Origin of the sequence: Thauera mechernichensis, from assembly GCF_029588855.1 — a bacterium.
In the GTDB taxonomy this organism is placed as follows: Bacteria; Pseudomonadota; Gammaproteobacteria; order Burkholderiales; family Rhodocyclaceae; genus Thauera; species Thauera mechernichensis.
Genome location: NZ_JARQZE010000001.1, coordinates 276,558 through 296,520, shown reverse-complemented (window position 1 = coordinate 296,520; position 19,963 = coordinate 276,558). Strand labels below are relative to the sequence as shown.

The window sequence follows — 19,963 nt, the reverse complement described above, 5'->3', positions numbered from 1 at the left end:
TAAACATGGGTCAGAAAATCCATCCCACTGGCTTCCGTCTCGCCGTCACGCGTGACTGGGGCTCGCGCTGGTTCGCCAACAGCAAGGACTTCTCGGGCATGCTGCACGAGGACTTGAAAGTTCGTGATTACCTGAAGAAGCGTCTCGCGCACGCTTCGGTTGGTCGCGTGACGATCGAGCGTCCGGCCAAGAATGCACGCATCACCCTGTTCAGCGCCCGTCCTGGTGTCGTCATCGGCAAGAAGGGCGAGGATATCGAGGCGCTCAAGCGTGATCTGCAGAAGATCATGGGTGTGCCGGTTCACGTCAACATCGAGGAAGTGCGCAAGCCGGAACTCGATGCCAAGCTCGTGGCCGACTCGATTGCTCAGCAGCTCGAGAAGCGCATCATGTTCCGCCGCGCCATGAAGCGTGCGATGCAGAACGCCATGCGCCTCGGCGCCCAGGGTATCAAGATCATGAGCTCGGGCCGTCTGAATGGTGCGGAAATCGCTCGTACCGAGTGGTACCGTGAAGGTCGTGTGCCGCTGCACACGCTGCGCGCCAACATCGACTACGGTGTTTCGGAAGCGAAGACCACCTACGGCATCATCGGCATCAAGGTCTGGGTTTTCAAGGGCGAGATGCTTGGCCGTAACGAACAGCCCGTGGCTGCAGAGCCCGAAGCCGATAACCGCCGTGGCCGTCGTGGCGCTCCCCGTGACGGCGAGCGTCCGGGTCGCCGCCCCGCCCGTCGTGGCGAAGGCCGGCAAGAAGATAGCAGGAGTGAATGATGCTGCAGCCGACTAGAAGGAAGTATCGGAAGGAGCAGAAAGGCCGTAACACTGGGGTCGCCACGCGTGGCGCCAAGGTGTCGTTCGGCGAGTACGGGCTCAAGGCGGTCGGTCGCGGTCGTCTGACGGCGCGCCAGATCGAGTCGGCACGTCGTGCCATGACGCGTCACATCAAGCGCGGTGGCCGCATCTGGATCCGCATTTTCCCGGACAAGCCGATCTCCAAGAAGCCCGCCGAAGTGCGGATGGGTAACGGCAAGGGTAACCCGGAGTACTGGGTTGCCGAGATCCAGCCGGGCAAGGTGCTCTATGAAATGGATGGCGTGGCCGAAGAGCTCGCTCGTGAAGCTTTCCGGCTTGCCGCCGCCAAGCTGCCGATCGAGACCGTGTTCGTGACCCGTCAGATTGGGGGTTGAACATGAAGGCCAATGAACTCCGCGCCAAGAGCGCTGAAGAGTTGAACAAGGAATTGCTCGAGCTGCTGAAGGCACAGTTCTCGCTGCGCATGCAGCATGCCACCCAGCAACTTGGCAACACGAGTCAGATCGGGAAGGTGCGTCGCGACATCGCGCGTGTCCGTACCATCCTGCGCGAAAAGGCGGGTCAGCAATGAGCGAACAAGTCGAGAAGGTTCGCCGCGCGCTGGTTGGGCGTGTGGTTAGCGACAAGATGCAGAAGACCGTGACGGTCCTCGTCGAACGTCGGGTGAAGCACCCGCTTTACGGCAAGATCATCACCCGTTCGGCTAAGTACCATGCCCACGTGGAAGATGGTATCGCCGCCGAAGGCGATCTGGTCGAGATCGAGGAATGTCGTCCGATCTCGCGCACCAAGACCTGGCGCGTTGCCAAGGTGCTCGAGAAGGCACGCATCATCTGAACTGAGTAACAAGCAAGGTGCAGAAAAACAGCTTGGCGCGACAGCGCCAGGCTGTTATACTTTTGCCTCTTTGCTCCGGGGCTCGCTCGGGGCATCCTACCCTGACGGGTTCCAAGACTGTCCGCACATGCGGGATAAGTTGGAGATACTTTCATGATTCAAATGCAGTCCAAGCTGGACGTCGCCGATAACTCCGGTGCGCGCTCGGTGATGTGCATCAAGGTCCTGGGTGGTTCGAAGCGCCGCTACGCTGGCGTGGGCGACATCATCAAGGTTACCGTGAAGGATGCTGCGCCGCGTGGTCGCGCCAAGAAGGGCGATGTCTATAACGCGGTTGTCGTGCGTACCGCCAAGGGCGTCCGTCGTCCCGATGGTTCGCTGATCAAGTTCGATGGCAACGCGGCCGTGCTTCTGAACAACAAGCTGGAGCCGATCGGCACCCGTATCTTCGGGCCGGTCACTCGTGAGCTGCGTACCGAGCGCTTCATGAAGATCGTCTCGCTCGCGCCCGAAGTGCTCTGAGGAGTCCTTAGATGAACAAGATCCGCAAGGGTGACGAAGTTTTGGTACTGACGGGCAAGGATCGCGGCCGTCGCGGTACCGTGCTGCGCCGCGTCGATGACGAGCGCGTCGTGGTCGAGGGTGTGAATCGGGTGAAGAAGCATGTGCGCCCGAATCCGCTCAAGGGTGAGGTGGGTGGCATTGTCGAGAAGGAAATGCCGATCCACGTGTCGAATGTCGCGCTGTTCAATCCCGCCACCCAGAAGGGTGATCGCGTCGGGATCAAGACGCTTGAAGACGGCCGCAAGGTTCGTTTCTTCAAGTCGAACGGCGAGCTGGTGAACGCCTAAGGAGTGACGATGGCTCGCTTGCAACAGGTTTACAAGGACGAAGTCGCGCCGGCGCTCAAGCAGCAGTTCGGCTACAAGTCCGTGATGGAGATCCCGCGTATCACCAAGATTACCCTGAACATGGGTGTCGGTGAGGCGGTGGGTGACAAGAAGATCCTCGAGAATGCGCTCGGCGACATGACCAAGATTGCCGGTCAGAAGCCGGTGTCGACCAAGGCTCGCAAGTCGATTGCGGGTTTCAAGATCCGTGACGGCTATCCGATCGGTTGCATGGTCACCCTGCGTGGTCCGCGCATGTTCGAGTTTCTCGATCGTCTGATCACTATCGCGCTGCCGCGCGTGCGTGACTTCCGCGGTATCGCAGCGAAGGGTTTTGACGGTCGTGGCAACTACAACCTCGGTGTCAAGGAACAGATCATTTTCCCTGAAATCGAGTACGACAAGATCGATGCGCTGCGCGGGATGAACATCAGCATCACGACGACGGCGAAGACCGACGGGGAGGCGCGCGCGCTCCTCGCTGCGTTCAAGTTCCCGTTCAAGAATTGAGGGTCATATGGCGAAACTCGCTCTGATCAATCGCGAAGTGAAGCGCGCCAAGCTGGTGGAGAAGTTCGCCGCCAAGCGTGCCGCCCTGGTCGCAAAGGTCAAGGACAGCAGCCTGTCCGAAGAAGAACGCATGGCTGCACGCCTGGCCCTGCAGCAACTGCCCCGCAACGCCAATCCGACTCGCCAGCGTAATCGTTGCGCGCTCACCGGGCGTCCGCGTGGTGTTTTCCGCAAGTTCGGTCTGTGCCGCAACAAGCTGCGCGAGATCGCTTTCCGCGGCGAAGTCCCTGGCATGACCAAGGCGAGCTGGTAAGGAGAATTCGAAGATGAGTATGTCCGATCCCATCGCCGACATGCTGACGCGCATCCGCAATGGCCAGCAGGCACAGAAGGCATCGGTGTCGATGCCCTCGTCGAAGCTGAAGATTGCGATCGCGAAGGTGTTGCAGGATGAAGGTTACATCGACGGCTTCGCCGTCCGCGACGATGCCGGCAAGGCGTCGCTTGACGTTACGCTGAAGTACTACGCCGGTCGTCCGGTCATCGAGCGCCTTGAGCGCGTGAGCCGTCCCGGCCTGCGCATCTACAAGGGCAGCGACGATCTGCCGCGCGTTATGAACGGCCTTGGCGTGGCCATCGTGTCCACCCCGCGTGGTGTGATGACCGACCGTTCGGCGCGTGCAAACCGCGTTGGCGGCGAAGTCATCTGCCTGGTGGCATAAGGAGGAAGCGATGTCTCGTGTAGCCAAGAATCCGGTGGCGATTCCTCAGGGTGTCGAAGTGACGATCTCCGCTGGTGAGATCGCCGTCAAGGGGCCGCTCGGTACGCTGCGTCAGGCGCTGACCAGCGCCGTCTCGGTCGAGCGCGAAGGTGATGCAGTCGTGTGCAAGGCGCGCGACGGTGTGGCCAACGCCCGTGCGCTTTCGGGTACGACCCGTGCGCTCATCAATAACATGGTGAGCGGTGTCAGCAAGGGTTTCGAGCGCAAGCTCAACCTGGTTGGCGTCGGCTATCGCGCTCAGGCTCAGGGCGACAAGCTCAACCTGTCGCTCGGCTTCTCGCATCCGGTCGTGCATCAGATGCCGGAAGGCGTGAAGGTCGAGACCCCGACCCAGACGGAAATCGTGATCAAGGGTATCGACAAGCAGAAAGTCGGCCAGGTCGCTGCCGAGGTGCGTGCCTACCGCTCCCCCGAGCCCTACAAGGGCAAGGGCGTCCGTTACTCGGACGAGGTGGTGGTGCTCAAGGAAACCAAGAAGAAGTAAGGCGGTTCGTCATGAACAAGAAAGAAACTCGTCTTCGCCGTGCGCGCAAAACTCGCGCCAAGATTGCGGAGCTCAAGGCGGTTCGCCTGACGGTGTTCCGGTCCAACTGCCACATGTACGCCCAGGTCATCGACGGTTCCGGCTCCCGCGTGATTGCGGCCGCCTCGACAGTCGAAGCCGATGTGCGCGCCCAGGTCGCGAACGGCGGCAACAAGGCTGCCGCCGAGCTCGTCGGCAAGCTGATTGCCGAGCGCGCCAAGGCTGCCGGCATCGAGCAGGTCTCGTTTGACCGCTCGGGCTTCCTGTATCACGGCCGCGTCAAGGCGCTGGCCGAGGCTGCCCGCGAAGGCGGCCTCAAGTTCTAAGCGAGGATTCGAATGGCTAAGCAGCAAACCAAACGTGCGCAAGCCTCCGACGAGCGCGATGACGGCCTGAAGGAGAAAATGGTCGCGATCAATCGCGTGACCAAGGTCGTCAAGGGCGGCCGGATCCTCGGCTTCGCCGCGCTGACCGTGGTCGGCGACGGTGACGGTGCGATCGGCATGGGCAAGGGCAAATCGCGCGAAGTGCCGGTGGCAGTTCAGAAGGCGATGGACGAAGCGCGTCGCAAGATGCGCAAGGTCTCGCTCAAGAACGGCACCCTGCAGCACACTGTTGTCGGCAAGCATGGCGCCGCCTCGGTGCTGATGCAGCCGGCTCCGGCCGGTACCGGCATCATCGCCGGTGGCCCGATGCGCGCAGTGTTCGAAGTGATGGGTGTGACCGATGTGATCTGCAAGTGCATCGGTTCGGCCAATCCCTACAACGTCGTTCGTGCCACGATCAACGGCCTGATGGCGATCAACACCCCGGCGGAGATTGCTGCCAAGCGCGGCAAGTCCGTCGAAGAAATTCTGGGGTAAGCGATGTCGGACAAGAAAATCAAGGTGACGCTCGTCAAGAGCGTGATCGGCACCAAGCAGTCGCACCGCGCCACCGTGCGCGGGCTCGGTCTGCGTCGACTCAACCATACGGTCGAGCTGGCGGATACCCCCGAGGTTCGCGGCATGGTCAACAAGGTGTCCTACCTGGTCAAGTGTGAGGGTTGATATGCGCCTGAATACCATCAAGCCGGGCGAAGGCTCGAAGAAGGCTGCGCGCCGTGTCGGTCGCGGCATGGGTAGCGGCCTCGGCAAGACCTGCGGTCGCGGCCACAAGGGGCAGAAGTCCCGTGCCGGCGGCTTCCACAAGGTCGGCTTCGAGGGCGGTCAGATGCCCTTGCAGCGTCGTCTGCCGAAGCGCGGTTTCGTTTCGCTGACGCGTGCGCGCAATGTCGAGGTGCGTCTGTCCGAACTGGACAAGCTGCCCATCGATGAAGTCGATCTGCTGACGCTCAAGCAGGCGGGTGTGATCGCGGCTGACGCACTGTCGGCGAAGGTCGTGCTTTCCGGCGCCATCAACCGTAAGGTTGTGCTGCGCGGTGTCGGTGCTACCCAGGGTGCCAAGGCGGCGATCGAAGCCGCTGGTGGTTCCGTGGCGGCCGAGTAACAGGGAAAACGATTGTGGCGAATACTGCTGCCACGCTCGGAAAGCCGGGGCGGTTCGGCGACCTGAAGCGTCGCCTGCTGTTTCTGCTGGGCGCGCTGATCGTCTACCGCATCGGCGCGCACATTCCTGTCCCGGGTATCGATCCCGAGCGTCTGGCTGAGTTGTTCCAGTCGCAGGCGGGCGGCATCCTCGGGGTGTTCAACCTGTTCTCCGGCGGCGCGCTGTCGCGTTTCACCATCTTCGCGCTGGGCATCATGCCCTACATTTCCGCGTCGATCATCATGCAGTTGATGACGGTGGCGGTACCGTATCTCGAGGCGTTGAAGAAGGAAGGCGAGGCTGGGCGACGCAAGATCACGCAGTACACCCGCTACGGCACGCTCGTCCTTGCTTTTGCTCAGGCGCTCGGTATTTCGATTGCGCTCGAGGGGCAGCCGGGTCTGGTGCTGGATCCGGGGCTGATGTTCCGTTTCGTTACCGTGGCGACGCTGGTGACTGGCACGATGTTCCTGATGTGGATGGGTGAGCAGATCACCGAGCGCGGTATCGGAAACGGTATTTCGTTGATCATCTTCGCGGGGATTGTGGCTGGACTGCCGAGTGCGATCGGTGGGCTGTTCGAGCTGGTTCGTACTGGCGCGATGCATCCCTTCACGGCGCTCTTCATCTGCGTGCTGGTTGTGCTGGTGACCGGGTTCGTGGTGTTCGTGGAGCGGGGGCAGCGCAAGATTCTGGTGAACTACGCCAAGCGGCAGGTCGGCAACAAGGTGTATGGCGGGCAAAGCTCCCATCTGCCCCTGAAGCTGAACATGTCGGGTGTGATTCCGCCGATTTTTGCGTCGAGCATCATCCTGTTCCCGGCGACCTTGGGTCAGTGGTTTGGTTCGTCAGAGGGTATGTACTGGTTGCGGGATATCGCATCCACACTGTCTCCAGGACAGCCGATCTACGTGATGCTGTACGCGCTGGCAATCGTGTTCTTCTGTTTCTTCTACACCGCGCTCGTGTTCAATGCGCGTGAGACGGCGGACAACCTGAAGAAGAGTGGTGCGTTCGTGCCTGGCATTCGTCCGGGTGACCAGACGGCGCGCTACATTGACAAGATTCTCATGCGGCTGACGTTGGCCGGGGCGGTGTATATCACCCTGGTCTGCCTGCTGCCGGAGTTCCTGATCCTGAAGTGGAACGTTCCGTTCTATTTCGGCGGCACCTCGCTGCTGATCATCGTGGTGGTCACGATGGACTTCATGGCCCAGGTACAGGCGTTTGCGATGTCGCACCAGTACGAGAGTCTGCTGAAGAAGGCGAATTTCAAGGGGGCGGGCTTCCCGGGCAGGTAGAACCATGGCGAAGGAAGATGTCATTGAGATGCAAGGTGAGGTTACTGAGAACCTCCCGAATGCAACATTCCGCGTCAGGCTCGAGAACGGTCACATGGTGCTTGGGCACATCTCCGGAAAGATGCGGATGCACTACATCCGCATCCTCCCTGGCGATAAGGTGACCGTCCAGCTTACCCCCTACGACCTGACCAAGGGCCGGATCGTGTTCCGGACCAAGTGAAGATAAGAGAAACAGGAGCAAGACCATGAGAGTCCAGGCATCGGTAAAGCGGCTCTGCCGCAACTGCAAGATCATCCGCCGCAAGGGTGTGGTTCGCGTCATTTGTAGCGATCCGCGGCACAAGCAACGCCAGGGTTGATTAGATCAACTTAAGGCTTTAGAATTTAACGTTTTTCGCTTTGGGGTATACGGATGGCCCGTATTGCTGGGGTAAACATTCCCAATCACAAGCATGCCGAGATCGCGCTGACCGCCATCTATGGGATCGGCCGTTCGCGTGCTCAGAAGGTTTGCGACGCTGCCGGTATCCAGCGTTCGGTCAAGGTCAAGGACCTGACTGAATCGGATATGGAGAAGCTGCGTGACGAAGTCGCTCGGTTCGTTGTCGAGGGTGACCTGCGTCGTGAAGTGACGATGAACATCAAGCGACTGATGGACCTGGGCTGCTATCGCGGCGTGCGTCATCGTCGCGGCCTGCCGATGCGTGGTCAGCGTACCCGCACGAACGCCCGCACCCGCAAGGGCCCGCGCAAGGCGATCGCCGGCAAGAAGTAATAGGAACCGATAATGGCTAAGACTGGAACGAAGGTTCGTAAGAAGGTCAAGAAGAACGTCGCGGAAGGTATCGCGCACGTTCACGCGAGCTTCAATAATACGATCATCACCATCACCGACCGTCAGGGCAACGCGCTGTCGTGGGCGACCTCGGGTGGCGCTGGCTTCAAGGGTTCGCGCAAGAGCACCCCGTTCGCTGCCCAGGTGGCTGCAGAAGCAGCTGGCAAGGTGGCACAGGAGTGCGGTATCAAGAACCTCGAGGTTCGCATCAAGGGCCCGGGCCCGGGTCGCGAGTCTTCGGTTCGTGCGCTCAACGCGCTGGGGATCAAGATTTCCAGCATCACGGACATCACCCCCATTCCGCACAACGGCTGCCGTCCGCCGAAGAAGCGTCGTATCTGACAAGGAGTTGATAAGTGGCTCGTAATCTCGATCCCAAGTGCCGTCAGTGCCGTCGCGAAGGCGAAAAGCTGTTTCTGAAGGGCGAAAAGTGTTTTACCGACAAGTGCGCGATTGAGCGCCGTGCCTACGCGCCTGGCCAACACGGTCAGCGCTCGGGGCAGCGTCTGTCGGGTTACGGTGTGCAACTGCGCGAGAAGCAGAAGATCCGTCGTCTGTACGGCGTGCTCGAGCGTCAGTTCCGTCGTGTGTATTCCGAAGCTGACCGTCGTCGTGGTCAGACCGGCGAGAACCTGCTTCAGTTGCTCGAAGGTCGTCTGGATTCGGTGGCCTACCGCATGGGTTTTGGCGCTTCGCGTGCCGAGGCTCGTCAGGTTGTGCGCCACAACGGCGTTCTGGTCAATGGCAAGCGCGTCAACATCCCGTCGTATGTCGTTCGTCCGGGCGATGTCGTGGAGCTGACCGAGCGCGCCCGTGGGCACCTGCGTGTCAAGGCTGCGCTCGAAGCGGCTGAGTCGCGCGGGTTCCCGGAGTGGCTGGAAGTCGACGCCAAGGCTGGCAAGGGTACGTTCAAGGCCTATCCGGTGCGCAGCGAACTGCCGGCAACGATCAACGAAGGCCTGGTTGTGGAACTGTACTCCCGTTGATCGGGAGTCTGAGCCTCTTCTAGTTCCGAGGGAATGCTGATGCAAAGCAATGCACTGCTGAAACCGCGCATCATCGACGTCCAGAGCACCTCGCCTGTCCAGGCGCGGGTGACGATGGAGCCGTTCGAGCGCGGGTTCGGTCACACGCTGGGGAATGCGCTGCGGCGCATCCTCCTGTCGTCGCTGCCTGGCCATGCGGCCACGGAAGTGACGATCGAAGGTGTGCTCCATGAGTACTCGACGCTTGACGGCGTGCGCGAGGACATCGTCGACCTGCTGCTCAACCTCAAGGGCGTGGTGTTCAAGCTGAACGGCCGTGCCGATGTAACCGTGCGGCTGGCGAAGTCCGGCGAGGGCGTTGTCACCGCGGCCGACATCGAGCTCGGTCACGACGTCGAGATCATCAATCCGGATCACGTGATCGCCCACCTTGCTCCGGGCGGAAAGCTCGACATGCAGATCAAGGTCGAGCAGGGCCGTGGCTATGTTCCGGGTAATGCACGTCCGCAGAGCGCCGAGAGCAAGAGCATCGGGCACATCGTGCTTGACGCTTCGTTCGGGCCGGTGCGTCGCGTCAGCTATCTCGTCGAGAGCGCTCGCGTCGAGCAGCGTACCGATCTGGACCGGCTGATCATCGATATCGAGACCAATGGTGCGGTCGACCCCGAAGAGGCCATCCGCTACGCCGCGCGCGTGCTGATGGACCAGCTCTCGGTGTTTGCCGACCTCGAGGGTACTCAGCCCGAGCGCGAGGTGGCGCCGTCGGTGACCATTGATCCGGTGCTCATGCGCCCGGTCGATGATCTGGAGTTGACGGTGCGTTCGGCGAACTGCCTGAAGGCCGAGAACATCTACTACATCGGTGACCTGATCCAGCGCACCGAGACCGAGCTGCTCAAGACCCCGAACCTGGGTCGCAAGTCGCTCAACGAGATCAAGGAAGTACTGGCCTCCCGCGGGCTTACCCTTGGCATGAAACTGGAAAACTGGCCGCCGGCCGGGCTTGAAAAGCTCGGTTGAGACGCCGGGCAAGTGAGGAATTGAAATGCGTCACCGTAATGGTCTTCGCAAGCTGAATCGTACCAGCAGCCACCGCCAGGCGATGTTCCGCAACATGGCCAACTCGCTGCTGCAACACGAAGTCATCAAGACGACCCTGCCGAAGGCGAAGGAACTTCGCCGTGTGGTCGAGCCGATGATCACCCTGGGCAAGAAGCCCAGTCTCGCCAACCGCCGTCTGGCTTTCGACCGCCTGCGCGACCGTGACATGGTCGTCAAGCTGTTCGACGAGCTGGGCCCGCGCTACGCCGCCCGCAACGGTGGTTACCTGCGTATCCTGAAGTGCGGTTTCCGTGATGGCGACAATGCACCGATGGCTTACGTCGAGCTGCTGGATCGCCCCGACGTGGAAGCGGTCGAGGTCGAGGACGCCGAGGCGGCTTGAGCCGTCGCGAGCAACCGAATAAAAAACCGGGCAGCGCCCGGTTTTTTTTCGTGATCAGCAATCACGACTTTAACAACGGGCTTTGCTGAAGGGGCGAGCGTATGGGCGTGACATTGGTGACGGGTGGGGCGGGTTACATTGGGTCCCATACCTGCGTGGAATTGCTCGCGGCCGGGCGTGACGTGGTCGTGATCGATGATCTCTCGAACTCTTCGCCCGAAGCGCTGCGGCGTATCGAGGAGCTTGGCGGGCGCCCGTTGGCTGGGTTCGTCGAAGCAGACGTGCGCGATCGCCGCGCGTTGGAGGGCATTTTTGCCGCGCACGAGGTGGAGGCGGTTATCCACTTTGCGGCGCGTAAGGCGGTCGGAGAGTCGGTGGCACAGCCGCTCGCCTACTATGACAACAATCTTCAGGGCTTGCTGAGTGTGCTGCAGGCGATGGATGCCGCGGACTGCCGGAGGATGGTGTTCAGCTCTTCAGCGACGGTGTATGGCGATCCCGCAAGCGTGCCCATCCGCGAGGATTTTCCCACTACGGCGACCAATCCTTACGGCTGGACGAAGCTGATGGGAGAGCAGATCCTGCGCGATCTGGCGAATGCAGATGGACGCTGGAACGTGGTTCTGCTGCGCTACTTCAATCCAGTAGGGGCCCACTCGAGCGGGCGAATCGGCGAAGACCCGGAGGGTTTGCCGAATAACCTGATGCCTTTTGTAAGTCAGGTAGCGGTGGGTCGACTCGAACGCCTCCGGGTGTTCGGTGACGACTATCCGACGCCTGACGGTACCGGCGTGCGCGACTACATTCACGTTGTCGATCTCGCGCTCGGGCACCTGCGGGCACTGGAGCGTATCGACACGCTGGCCGGTGTCACGACGCTCAATCTCGGCACTGGGCGCGGCTACAGCGTACTCGAGATGGTGCGTGCGTTCGAGCTTGCGTGCGGTCGGCCGGTGCCATACGACATCGTGGCGCGTCGGCCGGGTGACATCGCCGCATGCTGGGCCGATCCAGCGCGAGCCCAGGCGATGCTGGGCTGGAAGGCCGAGCGGGGGTTGGCGGCGATGTGCGAGGATGCGTGGCGCTGGCAGCGCATGAACCCGCTGGGGTATCGAGGCTGAGTCAGGCGGATCGGGGCGTTGCGAGCAGGCGTGCGAGGTAACGCCCGGTGTGGCTCGAGGGGTGTGCTGCGACTGCTTCCGGCGGGCCTGCGCACACAATGGTGCCGCCCCCACCGCCGCCTTCCGGGCCCATGTCGATCAGCCAATCGGCAGTCTTGATGACATCGAGATTGTGCTCGATGACGATAACCGTATTGCCATGGTCGCGCAGACGGTGCAGGACCGTGAGCAGCATCTCGATGTCCTGGAAATGCAGGCCGGTGGTGGGTTCATCGAGGATGTACAGGGTGCGGCCGGTGTCGCGCTTCGAGAGTTCTAGGGCGAGCTTGACACGTTGCGCTTCGCCGCCCGACAAGGTGGTAGCGCTCTGGCCCAGACGGATGTAGCCGAGGCCGACATCCTTCAGGGTCTCGAGCTTGCGCGCGACGGCGGGCACAGCAGCGAAGAAATCGAAGGCCTGTTCCACCGTCATGTCGAGCACTTCGTAGATCGTTCGCCCCTTGTAGCGGATCTCCAGGGTCTCGCGGTTGTATCGCTTACCGTGACAGACGTCGCAAGGCACGTACATGTCGGGCAGGAAGTGCATCTCGACCTTGATCATGCCGTCGCCCTGGCAAGCCTCGCAGCGGCCTCCACGCACGTTGAAGGAGAACCTCCCAGGTCCGTAGCCACGCGCGCGGGCCTCGGGCACGCCCGCGAACAGCTCGCGTATCGGTGTCAGCAGGCCGGTGTAGGTGGCTGGGTTCGACCGCGGTGTGCGACCAATTGGTGACTGGTCGACATTGATGATCTTGTCCAGGGCGTCCAGCCCTTGGACGCTCCGGTGGGGGGCGGCCTCGACGCTGGCGCCATTGAGGTGGCGCGCTGCTGCGGCGGCCAGGGTGTCGTTGATCAAGGTCGACTTGCCCGATCCGGACACGCCTGTGATGCAGGTGAACAGGCCGATCGGTAGCGCCGCATCGACCTGCTTGAGGTTGTTACCGGTCGCGCCGAGGATGTGCAGCATACGCTCCGGGTCGAGCTGCCGGCGGGTGCGCGGCACCGGGATGCTGCGGCGGCCGGCGAGATAGTCACCGGTGATGGAGGCTGGGTCGTCGATGACTTGCTGGGGTGTGCCGCGGGCGACGATTTGACCGCCGTGCTCCCCTGCGCCCGGGCCCATGTCGATCAGGTAGTCGGCGCTGCGGATTGCGTCTTCGTCGTGCTCGACAACGATCACCGTATTGCCGAGATCGCGGAGTTGGCGCAGGGTGCCGAGCAGGCGGTCGTTGTCGCGCTGGTGCAGGCCGATCGAAGGCTCGTCGAGCACGTACATGACGCCAGTCAAGCCTGAGCCGATCTGGCTGGCCAGGCGGATGCGCTGAGCTTCGCCGCCGGACAGGGTGTCTGCAGCGCGGTCGAGTGAAAGATAGTCGAGGCCGACGTTGATGAGGAAGCTGAGGCGGTCGGCGACCTCCTTGATGATGCGCTCGGCGACCTGGGCGCGCGCGCCGGTGAGCTGCAGCTGGGTGAAGAAGCGCTGGCATTCGGCGAGCGGCAGGCGAGCGATGTCGGGCAGCGCACGGCCACCGATCAGCACGTGGCGTGCCTCGCTGCGCAATCTGCTGCCCTCGCAGGCCGGGCAGACCCGGCTGGCACGATATTTCGTCAGTTCTTCTCGCACCGCCTGTGAGTCGGTCTCGCGCAGGCGGCGCTCGAGATTCGGGATGATGCCTTCGAACGGGTGCTCCTTGAGCACCATGCGGCCATTGTCGGCCATGTAGCGAAAGGCGATGCGGGTGCGTCCGGAGCCATGCAGGACGGTCTCACGTACCGTGTCGGGTAGATCGATGAACGGGGTCTCGATGTCGAAGCCGTAGTGTGCTGCGAGGCTGGCGAGCATCTGGAAGTAGAACTGGTTGCGCCGATCCCAGCCCCGGATCGCGCCTGCGGCGAGCGAAAGTTCGGGGTGTGCGACGACGCGTGCGGGGTCGAAGAACGCGATGGCGCCCAGTCCATCGCAGCGCGGGCACGCGCCTGCCGGGTTGTTGAACGAGAACAGGCGTGGTTCGAGCTCGGCGAGTGCGAAGCTGCACACTGGGCAGGCGAAGCGCGCCGAGAACAGGTGAGCGGTGCCGCTGTCCATCTCCACGGCGAGCGCACGTCCGTCGGCATGCTGGAGCGCGGTCTCGAAGGACTCGGCGATGCGGCCACGCTGGTCGGCACGGACCTTCAGGCGGTCGATCACCACCTCGACGTCGTGGCGGCGGCTCTTGTCGAGTGCCGGCATCGCATCGAGTTCCATGACCTCGCCGTCGACCCGCACGCGCACGAAGCCCTGGGCACGCAGCTCGGCGAACAGGTCCTGTTGCTCGCCCTTGCGCCCGCTCACCACCGGGGCGAGGATCATCAGCCTTGTCTCGGGCGGCAGCGCCAGAACGTGGTCGACCATCTGTGCCACACTTTGGGCCTCGAGGGCGTGCTCGGGGTGCTCCGGGCAATGGGGCGTGCCGGCACGGGCGTAGAGCAGGCGCAGGTAGTCGTGGATCTCGGTAACCGTACCCACGGTGGAGCGCGGGTTGTGGCTGGTGGCTTTCTGTTCGATCGAGATCGCGGGCGACAGGCCCTCAATGAGATCTACATCCGGTTTTTCCATGAGCTGCAGGAACTGGCGCGCGTAGGCCGACAGCGACTCGACGTAGCGGCGCTGGCCCTCAGCGTACAGCGTGTCGAAGGCGAGCGAGGATTTGCCGGATCCGGACAGGCCGGTGATGACCGTGAGCCGGTTTCGCGGCAGGTCGGCACTGATGTTCTTCAGGTTGTGCGTGCGCGCACCGCGGATGCGGATCTCGTCCATGGCAGATGCCTAGCGTGGGCCAGCCCGAAACTATACGAGAGAAGGGCGGCACCGGCCAGGCGGCCGGAGTGCTAAAATGCTCGGCTTTGACGACGCCGGTTTCCTCTGATGACCGTTCCTGCTCGCGATCCGATGACGCGCGACGAACGCCGCGCCGGCATGAGCCTGGCAGCGATCTTTGCGCTGCGCATGCTGGGGCTGTTCCTGATCCTGCCTGTGTTCGCAGTTCATGCCGCGACCATCCCGGGCGGCGACAACCTGACCCTGGTGGGGCTGGCGATAGGCGCCTACGGCCTCACCCAGGCCTGCCTGCAGATCGCCTACGGTGCCGCGTCCGATCGTTTCGGCCGCAAGCCGGTGATCGTGTTCGGACTCGTGCTGTTCGTGATCGGCAGCGTGGTCGCCGCGCTAGCAGACGACATCACGATGATCATCGCCGGCCGTATCCTGCAGGGGGCGGGCGCGATCTCGGCGGCAGTCACGGCGCTTGCTGCCGACCTCACCCGCGACCAGCACCGTACCAAGGTGATGGCCATGATCGGCTCGTCGATCGGGCTCGTGTTTGCGCTGTCCATGGTCGCTGCGCCGCTGTTGTATGCCGCGGTCGGCATGGATGGGATCTTCTGGCTGACCGCGGTGCTCGCCTTCGTCGCCATCGGCGTGGTGCTGTGGGTGGTGCCTGCGGCGCCGCCCGTGCCGCGCGCGACGGGGCGCCTGATCGACGTGCTCCGCGACGGCCAGCTCATGCGGCTCAACTTCGGCGTATTCGCGCTCCATCTCATCCAGACCACGATGTGGGTGATGGTGCCCTCGGCCCTGGTGGCGAGCGGCGGGTTGCCCATGCCCGAGCACTGGAAGGTCTATCTGCCGGCCGTGCTGTTGTCCTTCGTCGTGATGGTGCCAGCGGTGATCGTCGCCGAGCGCCATGACAAGCTCAAGCCCGTTTTCAATGCGGCGATCGTGCTGCTGGCGGTGGTCCAGCTGGGGCTGTGGCTGATTGGTGACGGTCTGATACCATTGGCATTGCTGCTGACGCTTTTCTTCATTGCGTTCAATGTGCTCGAGGCAACCCAGCCGTCGTGGATTTCGCGCATCGCAGCGCCCGGCGCAAAGGGCACAGCGCTGGGGGTGTATAACACCTTGCAGTCGATCGGCCTGTTCCTCGGCGGCGTGCTCGGCGGCTGGCTGGGCCAGGTCCATGGGCCGGGTGCGGTGAGCCTGTTCTGTGCCTTGCTCGCCCTTGCCTGGCTTGGTCTTGCGGCGTCCATGCGGCCGCCGCCGCTGCGCGCGCAGCCGGCAGCGGGCTGAAGCACCCAGGCCTGGCCTGGGGTCTGTCGTATTTCACGCGGGTGCAGCGCTTACATCGCCGCGCCCGGATGCACACTCAAAGGAGAACCGGATGGCATCCGTCAATAAAGTCATCCTGGTCGGCAACCTCGGTGCCGACCCGGAAAGCCGTTTCGCCCCGTCGGGCGACGCGATCTGCAATATCCGTCTTGCCACCACCGAGAACTGGCGCGACAAAGCCACCGGCGAGCGCCGTGAAGCGACCGAATGGCATCGGGTGACCTTCTACGGCAAGCTGGCCGAGATCGCTGGCCAGTATCTGCGCAAGGGCAGCCAGGTGTACATCGAGGGCAGCCTGCGGACCCGCAAGTGGCAGGATCAGAGCGGCCAGGACCGCTACACCACCGAGATCCGCGCTGACGAGATGAAGATGCTGGGCGGCCGTCGCGAAGGTGGTGACGCACCGATGCGCGCGAGCGAGGGTGGCTGGGACGCGCCCGCGCCGGCCGCTGCCGCGCCGCGCGCACCCGCACCACGCCCTCAGCCGGCAGCACAACCGCAGCAGCAGCCGGGCGGTTTTGGTGATTTCGACGACGACATCCCGTTCTGAAGCGGGAGGATGCGGATGCGCGCGCGTGATGTGCGTCCGCGACACTGCCGGAGCGCGAGGCTAGAGTCGGGTCGCCGATGCTGGTCTGCCGCGCGGCAGTGCGAGGAGGGAGTGCAATGTTGGACCTGATCAGCCACGCCGACGGCGTTCATGCGGTGGATTCCGGCTATGGCCGGCCGCAGCTTGCGGCCATCCATATCATCGTGCAGGACGGTCGCGCCGCGATCGTCGATACCGGCAGCAACGCCTCGGTGCCGCGCGTCCTCGGCGCGCTCGCCGCGCTCGGTATCGCGCCCGAAGCAGTGGATTGGGTGTTGTTGACCCACATCCATCTCGACCACGCCGGTGGTGCGGGCAGCCTGATGTGTGCGCTGCCGCACGCCAGGCTTGTCGTGCATCCGCGTGGCGTGCGCCACATGACTGATCCGAGCCGGTTGTGGGACGCCACCTGCGCCGTTTACGGGCCGGAGCGCGCGTTCGCGCTCTACGGACGCCTGGTGCCTGTCGCGGCCGAGCGCATCGTGCCGGCCACCGACGGCCTCGAGCTCAAGCTGGGCGGTCGCTGCCTGCGCATCTTCGATACCCCGGGGCATGCGCGCCACCACGTCTGCATCTGGGACGACAGTGCGCGCGCCTTCTTCACGGGCGACACCTTTGGCCTGTCCTATCGCGAGCTTGATGTCGATGGCCGTGCCTTCATCATGCCGACGACGACGCCGACCCAGTTCGAGCCCGAGGCGATGCACGCCTCCATCGACCGCATGCTGGCGATGCAGCCGCAGGCCATGTACCTGACGCACTACAGCCGGATCACCGAAGTCGATCGCCTGGGCGCTGACCTCCACCGTCTGATCGACACCATGGTGGCGGTGGCGCAGGCTGCGCGCGGCGATGGCGTGGCCCGCCATGTCGAGATCCTTGCCGGCCTCGAGCAGATCATGCGCGAGGAGGCCGCACGCCAGAACTGGGCGCTCAACGAGGACGAGACGCTCGACCTGCTGCGCATGGACCTCGAGCTCAACGCCCAGGGTCTGGGCGTATGGCTCGACAGCCAGCGCGTCACCGCGGCCGAGACGGCCTGAGCGGGGCGCGATGCAAGACGCAGGCGTCGATGTTGCCCGCCGCTTCGGCGGTATCGACCGGCTCTACGGCGATGGCGCAGTCGCCCGTCTGCAGGCCGCACATGCCTGCGTGATCGGTGTCGGCGGCGTCGGCTCGTGGGCGGCCGAGGCGTTGGCACGCAGTGGGGTAGGCCGACTCACCCTGATCGACCTCGACCACGTTGCCGAGTCGAACATCAACCGCCAGGTACATGCGCTCGAATCTACGCTCGGCATGGCCAAGGTCGGCGCGATGGCCGCACGCATTGGCGGCATCAACCCGCTGTGCGCGGTCGAGCAGGTCGAGGACTTCCTGACGGCCGAGAACGCCGAGGACCTGCTGCAGTGCTTCGATGTCGTCATCGACGCCATCGACAACGTGCGCGCCAAGGTAGCGATCGCGGCCGTGTGCCGGCGCCGCCGAATCAGGTTGGTGATGGCGGGCGGGGCAGGGGGCAAGACCGATCCGGGCCGGCTGGTGGTCGATGATCTGGCACGTACGGTGCAAGACCCTCTGCTGTCCAAGGTGCGCGCCCGCCTGCGCAAGGAACACGGTTTCAGCCGCGACCCGCGGCGCAAGTTCGGCATCGATGCGGTGTTCTCCACCGAGCCGGTGCGCTACCCCGAGGCGCGGGCCTGCCAGGGTACGGGCGCGGCTACCGCGCTCGCTCCGCAGGGGTTGGCCTGTGCCGGATATGGCTCGAGCATGGCAGTGACCGCCAGTGCGGGCCTGTTCTGCGCCGCACGCGCGCTCGATCATCTGCTGCAGGCGCGGGTAGCCTGCGCTACCCTTGGCGCAGCGGACCCAGACAACCCGGAGAGCTGTTCATGAATTCAAGTGTTGCGCGTGACACCGCCGTCGTCTTGTTCGGGCATGGTGCCCGTAATCCCGACTGGGCGGGGCCCATGCGCCGCATCCGTGAGGCGCTGCTGGCACGCCCCGATGCGCCGAGCGTGGAGCTTGCCTTCCTCGAGTTCATGACGCCGACGCTGCCGGAGGCGGTGGCCGCGCTGACTGCCGCGGGTGCGCGCAAGGTGGCGGTAGTGCCGATCTTCCTCGCCCAGGCGGGGCATCTCACGCGTGACCTGCCGATCCTGGTCGATGAGGTGCGCGCGGCCCACCCAGACTGCGAGATCGTGCTCGCCACCGCAGCGGGCGAGTCCGCCAGGGTGGTCGCTGCGATGGCGGACTACGCGGCTTCCTGTCTCGACTGATTCCCCCGCACGCTTCAGCGTGCGCATGGCCTGCTGCAAGGCCATCGCATCAAGCGAGCGATCTTGCGGATGCAGCGGCATGATCGCCTTCACGAGCTCGCGGCTGGCGCCGCTCCTACGGCGGGTCTGCAGCGCTTGGGACCAAGGCAGGAGCGGCGCCAGCCGCGAGCTTTTCGTCGTTCACATGCTGGTTGTCCGCGCGGGAAGAGGTTCATGCACGCGCGTCGTGGCGGATGGCTTGACGCTCATGTCTATAAGAATATACTTATAGACATGAAGATGATCATGCTCCCCCCTCTTGTACGCGCCGTACTGGTCGCGTGTGCTCTTTCAGTGCCGGGCGCAGCCACTGCCGACGTGCCGACCGTGCGGATCGGCGCGCAGGCACAGGATCTTGGCTTCGTCAGCGAGGCCAGCATAGAGGCTGTCCATCAAGTCACCGTTGCTGCGCAGGTGCAGGGGCGGGTCCTTGCACTCGCCGTCGACACCGGCGACCGTGTCCGCCGCGGCCAGGTGCTGGCCCGCATCGATGCGGCCGAGGCGGCGGCTGCGCTTGCGGCTGCGCAGGCCGGGGTGGGGCAGGCCGAGGCCGAAATGGGCAATGCCCGTAGCGAACTTGCCCGTGCACGCGGCCTCGTCGAGCGCCAGTTCCTCAGCGCGTCCGCGCTCGATGCCGCGCGTACCCGCCTCGAGGCTGCCGAGGCGGCCGTCAAGGCTGCCCGCGCCCAGCGCGAACAGGCTGCCACCGTAAAAAGTCAGTTCGAGATCGTGGCGCCGCTCGACGGCGTGGTGTCGGTGCGCCATATCGAGACCGGCGAGATGGCCCAGCCCGGACGCGCGCTATTCACCCTTCACGACCCGGCACGCATGCGTGCCGTCACCGATGTGGCGCCGCAGCGCCTGGCCGCGCTCGGTGACGGGGCTGTGCGCGCGCGCGTGACGCTCGGGGATGGCGGCCGCGTCGTCGATGCCGAGGCGGTCACCTTGCTGCCGGCGGCGGATGCGCGCACGCACACGGTGCGTGTCCGCGTCGAGTTACCCGCAGGCACAGACGGATTGATGCCGGGCAGCTTCGCGCGCGTGCATTTCGTGGGGGCGGGCACGGCAGAGGCTTCCGTGGTGGTTGTGCCGCGTGCGGCCATCCTGCGCCGTGGCGAGTTGACAGCGGTGTATGTCGCTGACGGAGCAGGCGGCTTCGCGCTACGCCAGGTCCGCCTCGGGCGGGGTGTGAACGGCAGCGAGGCGGTAGAGGTGCTGGCCGGCCTCAAGGGTGACGAGACGCTCGCCCTCGATCCAGTACAGGCTGGCCTCCGGGCGCGCGCAGCTGCGCCTGCACGCTGA

The 19,963-nt window shown here is 63.9% G+C and carries 30 protein-coding genes; 29 read left to right on the top strand and 1 reads right to left on the bottom strand.

All coding sequences use genetic code 11. The annotated features are described in order from the left end of the window. The first annotated feature begins 5 nt into the window (after positions 1–5). The 23 genes from rpsC to galE all read left to right on the top strand — a co-directional run bounded on the left by rpsC (position 6) and on the right by galE (position 11,574). The gene (gene rpsC / locus P7F68_RS01535; RefSeq protein WP_002931590.1) at positions 6–773 is read left to right on the top strand and encodes a 30S ribosomal protein S3; all 768 of its coding nucleotides are present in this window, start codon (positions 6–8) and stop codon (positions 771–773) included. Continuing rightward, positions 773–1,189, top strand: a complete 417-nt coding sequence (gene rplP, locus P7F68_RS01530) for a 50S ribosomal protein L16 (protein WP_002931592.1) — start codon at positions 773–775, stop codon at positions 1,187–1,189. Before rpsC ends, rplP begins: the two co-directional genes overlap by 1 nt. 2 nt (positions 1,190–1,191) lie before the next feature. Then, positions 1,192–1,386 (top strand): 50S ribosomal protein L29, encoded by a 195-nt coding sequence (rpmC, locus tag P7F68_RS01525; RefSeq protein ID WP_002931593.1) that lies wholly within the window; start codon positions 1,192–1,194, stop codon positions 1,384–1,386. Further along, positions 1,383–1,652, top strand: a complete 270-nt coding sequence (rpsQ, locus tag P7F68_RS01520; RefSeq protein WP_002931595.1) for a 30S ribosomal protein S17 — start codon at positions 1,383–1,385, stop codon at positions 1,650–1,652. The genes rpmC and rpsQ overlap by 4 nt, the downstream gene beginning before the upstream one ends. 153 nt (positions 1,653–1,805) lie before the next feature. Further along, a complete protein-coding gene (gene rplN, locus P7F68_RS01515; RefSeq protein ID WP_002931596.1) occupies positions 1,806–2,174 on the top strand; it encodes a 50S ribosomal protein L14 in 369 nt (122 codons plus the stop codon). Between the two features lie 11 nt (positions 2,175–2,185). Beyond that, positions 2,186–2,503, top strand: a complete 318-nt coding sequence (gene rplX / locus P7F68_RS01510) for a 50S ribosomal protein L24 (RefSeq protein ID WP_002931597.1) — start codon at positions 2,186–2,188, stop codon at positions 2,501–2,503. Between the two features lie 9 nt (positions 2,504–2,512). Continuing rightward, complete coding sequence (gene rplE / locus P7F68_RS01505; RefSeq protein ID WP_002931598.1) at positions 2,513–3,052, top strand: 50S ribosomal protein L5; 540 nt, start codon at positions 2,513–2,515, stop codon at positions 3,050–3,052. Positions 3,053–3,059: 7 nt separating this feature from the next. Beyond that, positions 3,060–3,365, top strand: a complete 306-nt coding sequence (rpsN, locus tag P7F68_RS01500; protein ID WP_002931601.1) for a 30S ribosomal protein S14 — start codon at positions 3,060–3,062, stop codon at positions 3,363–3,365. A 13-nt stretch (positions 3,366–3,378) separates the two neighbouring features. After that, entirely contained in the window at positions 3,379–3,774 is a 396-nt protein-coding gene (gene rpsH, locus P7F68_RS01495; RefSeq protein ID WP_002942737.1) for a 30S ribosomal protein S8, read from the top strand. Between the two features lie 10 nt (positions 3,775–3,784). After that, positions 3,785–4,318 (top strand): 50S ribosomal protein L6, encoded by a 534-nt coding sequence (rplF, locus tag P7F68_RS01490; RefSeq protein WP_002942741.1) that lies wholly within the window; start codon positions 3,785–3,787, stop codon positions 4,316–4,318. A gap of 11 nt (positions 4,319–4,329) precedes the next feature. Next, entirely contained in the window at positions 4,330–4,683 is a 354-nt protein-coding gene (gene rplR / locus P7F68_RS01485; RefSeq protein WP_002931606.1) for a 50S ribosomal protein L18, read from the top strand. A 12-nt stretch (positions 4,684–4,695) separates the two neighbouring features. Then, entirely contained in the window at positions 4,696–5,220 is a 525-nt protein-coding gene (gene rpsE / locus P7F68_RS01480; protein WP_002931609.1) for a 30S ribosomal protein S5, read from the top strand. A 3-nt stretch (positions 5,221–5,223) separates the two neighbouring features. Then, positions 5,224–5,406, top strand: a complete 183-nt coding sequence (gene rpmD / locus P7F68_RS01475; RefSeq protein WP_002931611.1) for a 50S ribosomal protein L30 — start codon at positions 5,224–5,226, stop codon at positions 5,404–5,406. A 1-nt stretch (position 5,407) separates the two neighbouring features. After that, a complete protein-coding gene (gene rplO / locus P7F68_RS01470) occupies positions 5,408–5,845 on the top strand; it encodes a 50S ribosomal protein L15 (RefSeq protein ID WP_002931612.1) in 438 nt (145 codons plus the stop codon). Positions 5,846–5,859: 14 nt separating this feature from the next. Then, positions 5,860–7,185 (top strand): preprotein translocase subunit SecY, encoded by a 1,326-nt coding sequence (gene secY / locus P7F68_RS01465; RefSeq protein WP_002931614.1) that lies wholly within the window; start codon positions 5,860–5,862, stop codon positions 7,183–7,185. Positions 7,186–7,189: 4 nt separating this feature from the next. Further along, positions 7,190–7,408: a translation initiation factor IF-1 gene (infA, locus tag P7F68_RS01460; RefSeq protein ID WP_002931617.1), complete on the top strand. Its 219-nt coding sequence runs from the start codon at positions 7,190–7,192 to the stop codon at positions 7,406–7,408. Positions 7,409–7,433: 25 nt separating this feature from the next. Then, the gene (rpmJ, locus tag P7F68_RS01455) at positions 7,434–7,547 is read left to right on the top strand and encodes a 50S ribosomal protein L36 (RefSeq protein WP_002931619.1); all 114 of its coding nucleotides are present in this window, start codon (positions 7,434–7,436) and stop codon (positions 7,545–7,547) included. A gap of 53 nt (positions 7,548–7,600) precedes the next feature. Continuing rightward, entirely contained in the window at positions 7,601–7,963 is a 363-nt protein-coding gene (gene rpsM, locus P7F68_RS01450) for a 30S ribosomal protein S13 (protein ID WP_002931620.1), read from the top strand. A 12-nt stretch (positions 7,964–7,975) separates the two neighbouring features. Further along, positions 7,976–8,365, top strand: coding sequence for a 30S ribosomal protein S11 (gene rpsK / locus P7F68_RS01445; protein WP_002931621.1), 390 nt, complete (start codon positions 7,976–7,978; stop codon positions 8,363–8,365). Between the two features lie 14 nt (positions 8,366–8,379). After that, complete coding sequence (rpsD, locus tag P7F68_RS01440) at positions 8,380–9,009, top strand: 30S ribosomal protein S4 (RefSeq protein WP_002931624.1); 630 nt, start codon at positions 8,380–8,382, stop codon at positions 9,007–9,009. Between the two features lie 39 nt (positions 9,010–9,048). Next, on the top strand, positions 9,049–10,029 hold the full coding sequence (locus P7F68_RS01435) for a DNA-directed RNA polymerase subunit alpha (protein ID WP_002931627.1): 981 nt from the start codon (positions 9,049–9,051) through the stop codon (positions 10,027–10,029). 25 nt (positions 10,030–10,054) lie between these two features. After that, the gene (rplQ, locus tag P7F68_RS01430; protein WP_002942745.1) at positions 10,055–10,453 is read left to right on the top strand and encodes a 50S ribosomal protein L17; all 399 of its coding nucleotides are present in this window, start codon (positions 10,055–10,057) and stop codon (positions 10,451–10,453) included. A gap of 101 nt (positions 10,454–10,554) precedes the next feature. After that, positions 10,555–11,574, top strand: a complete 1,020-nt coding sequence (gene galE, locus P7F68_RS01425; protein WP_002942748.1) for a UDP-glucose 4-epimerase GalE — start codon at positions 10,555–10,557, stop codon at positions 11,572–11,574. A 1-nt stretch (position 11,575) separates the two neighbouring features. On the opposite strand, the gene uvrA is transcribed toward galE, so the two are convergent. Further along, positions 11,576–14,410 (bottom strand): excinuclease ABC subunit UvrA, encoded by a 2,835-nt coding sequence (gene uvrA, locus P7F68_RS01420; RefSeq protein ID WP_002942750.1) that lies wholly within the window; start codon positions 14,408–14,410, stop codon positions 11,576–11,578. Positions 14,411–14,518: 108 nt separating this feature from the next. On the opposite strand from uvrA, the gene P7F68_RS01415 reads away from it, so the two are divergent. The 6 genes from P7F68_RS01415 (at position 14,519) to P7F68_RS01390 (ending at position 19,963) form a co-directional block, all read left to right on the top strand. After that, on the top strand, positions 14,519–15,718 hold the full coding sequence (locus P7F68_RS01415; RefSeq protein ID WP_232431651.1) for an MFS transporter: 1,200 nt from the start codon (positions 14,519–14,521) through the stop codon (positions 15,716–15,718). Between the two features lie 91 nt (positions 15,719–15,809). Beyond that, complete coding sequence (gene ssb, locus P7F68_RS01410; RefSeq protein ID WP_277830064.1) at positions 15,810–16,307, top strand: single-stranded DNA-binding protein; 498 nt, start codon at positions 15,810–15,812, stop codon at positions 16,305–16,307. A gap of 116 nt (positions 16,308–16,423) precedes the next feature. Then, entirely contained in the window at positions 16,424–17,389 is a 966-nt protein-coding gene (locus tag P7F68_RS01405) for an MBL fold metallo-hydrolase (RefSeq protein ID WP_002931646.1), read from the top strand. Positions 17,390–17,399: 10 nt separating this feature from the next. Continuing rightward, entirely contained in the window at positions 17,400–18,239 is an 840-nt protein-coding gene (locus tag P7F68_RS01400; RefSeq protein ID WP_277830060.1) for a tRNA threonylcarbamoyladenosine dehydratase, read from the top strand. Next, positions 18,236–18,622, top strand: a complete 387-nt coding sequence (locus P7F68_RS01395; RefSeq protein ID WP_002942770.1) for a sirohydrochlorin chelatase — start codon at positions 18,236–18,238, stop codon at positions 18,620–18,622. Before P7F68_RS01400 ends, P7F68_RS01395 begins: the two co-directional genes overlap by 4 nt. 273 nt (positions 18,623–18,895) lie before the next feature. Continuing rightward, positions 18,896–19,963: an efflux RND transporter periplasmic adaptor subunit gene (locus tag P7F68_RS01390; RefSeq protein ID WP_277830058.1), complete on the top strand. Its 1,068-nt coding sequence runs from the start codon at positions 18,896–18,898 to the stop codon at positions 19,961–19,963.

Excerpts from the sequence above, each read along its gene's own strand:
- rplO (WP_002931612.1), top strand. The coding sequence starts at position 5,408 with ATGCGCCTGAATACCATCAAGCCGGGCGAAGGCTCGAAGAAGGCTGCG.
- rpsQ (WP_002931595.1), top strand. The coding sequence starts at position 1,383 with ATGAGCGAACAAGTCGAGAAGGTTCGCCGCGCGCTGGTTGGGCGTGTG.
- P7F68_RS01405 (WP_002931646.1), top strand. The coding sequence starts at position 16,424 with ATGTTGGACCTGATCAGCCACGCCGACGGCGTTCATGCGGTGGATTCC.
- rpsK (WP_002931621.1), top strand. The coding sequence starts at position 7,976 with ATGGCTAAGACTGGAACGAAGGTTCGTAAGAAGGTCAAGAAGAACGTC.
- rplP (WP_002931592.1), top strand. The coding sequence starts at position 773 with ATGCTGCAGCCGACTAGAAGGAAGTATCGGAAGGAGCAGAAAGGCCGT.
- rpsM (WP_002931620.1), top strand. The coding sequence starts at position 7,601 with ATGGCCCGTATTGCTGGGGTAAACATTCCCAATCACAAGCATGCCGAG.
- galE (WP_002942748.1), top strand. The coding sequence starts at position 10,555 with ATGGGCGTGACATTGGTGACGGGTGGGGCGGGTTACATTGGGTCCCAT.
- rplQ (WP_002942745.1), top strand. The coding sequence starts at position 10,055 with ATGCGTCACCGTAATGGTCTTCGCAAGCTGAATCGTACCAGCAGCCAC.
- rplR (WP_002931606.1), top strand. The coding sequence starts at position 4,330 with ATGAACAAGAAAGAAACTCGTCTTCGCCGTGCGCGCAAAACTCGCGCC.
- rpmJ (WP_002931619.1), top strand. The coding sequence starts at position 7,434 with ATGAGAGTCCAGGCATCGGTAAAGCGGCTCTGCCGCAACTGCAAGATC.
- rpmD (WP_002931611.1), top strand. The coding sequence starts at position 5,224 with ATGTCGGACAAGAAAATCAAGGTGACGCTCGTCAAGAGCGTGATCGGC.
- rplX (WP_002931597.1), top strand. The coding sequence starts at position 2,186 with ATGAACAAGATCCGCAAGGGTGACGAAGTTTTGGTACTGACGGGCAAG.
- uvrA (WP_002942750.1), bottom strand. The coding sequence starts at position 14,410 with ATGGACGAGATCCGCATCCGCGGTGCGCGCACGCACAACCTGAAGAAC.
- P7F68_RS01390 (WP_277830058.1), top strand. The coding sequence starts at position 18,896 with ATGAAGATGATCATGCTCCCCCCTCTTGTACGCGCCGTACTGGTCGCG.
- rpmC (WP_002931593.1), top strand. The coding sequence starts at position 1,192 with ATGAAGGCCAATGAACTCCGCGCCAAGAGCGCTGAAGAGTTGAACAAG.
- P7F68_RS01415 (WP_232431651.1), top strand. The coding sequence starts at position 14,519 with ATGACCGTTCCTGCTCGCGATCCGATGACGCGCGACGAACGCCGCGCC.
- infA (WP_002931617.1), top strand. The coding sequence starts at position 7,190 with ATGGCGAAGGAAGATGTCATTGAGATGCAAGGTGAGGTTACTGAGAAC.
- rpsH (WP_002942737.1), top strand. The coding sequence starts at position 3,379 with ATGAGTATGTCCGATCCCATCGCCGACATGCTGACGCGCATCCGCAAT.
- P7F68_RS01400 (WP_277830060.1), top strand. The coding sequence starts at position 17,400 with ATGCAAGACGCAGGCGTCGATGTTGCCCGCCGCTTCGGCGGTATCGAC.
- rplN (WP_002931596.1), top strand. The coding sequence starts at position 1,806 with ATGATTCAAATGCAGTCCAAGCTGGACGTCGCCGATAACTCCGGTGCG.
- rpsN (WP_002931601.1), top strand. The coding sequence starts at position 3,060 with ATGGCGAAACTCGCTCTGATCAATCGCGAAGTGAAGCGCGCCAAGCTG.
- rplF (WP_002942741.1), top strand. The coding sequence starts at position 3,785 with ATGTCTCGTGTAGCCAAGAATCCGGTGGCGATTCCTCAGGGTGTCGAA.
- ssb (WP_277830064.1), top strand. The coding sequence starts at position 15,810 with ATGGCATCCGTCAATAAAGTCATCCTGGTCGGCAACCTCGGTGCCGAC.
- rpsC (WP_002931590.1), top strand. The coding sequence starts at position 6 with ATGGGTCAGAAAATCCATCCCACTGGCTTCCGTCTCGCCGTCACGCGT.
- P7F68_RS01435 (WP_002931627.1), top strand. The coding sequence starts at position 9,049 with ATGCAAAGCAATGCACTGCTGAAACCGCGCATCATCGACGTCCAGAGC.
- rplE (WP_002931598.1), top strand. The coding sequence starts at position 2,513 with ATGGCTCGCTTGCAACAGGTTTACAAGGACGAAGTCGCGCCGGCGCTC.
- rpsE (WP_002931609.1), top strand. The coding sequence starts at position 4,696 with ATGGCTAAGCAGCAAACCAAACGTGCGCAAGCCTCCGACGAGCGCGAT.
- P7F68_RS01395 (WP_002942770.1), top strand. The coding sequence starts at position 18,236 with ATGAATTCAAGTGTTGCGCGTGACACCGCCGTCGTCTTGTTCGGGCAT.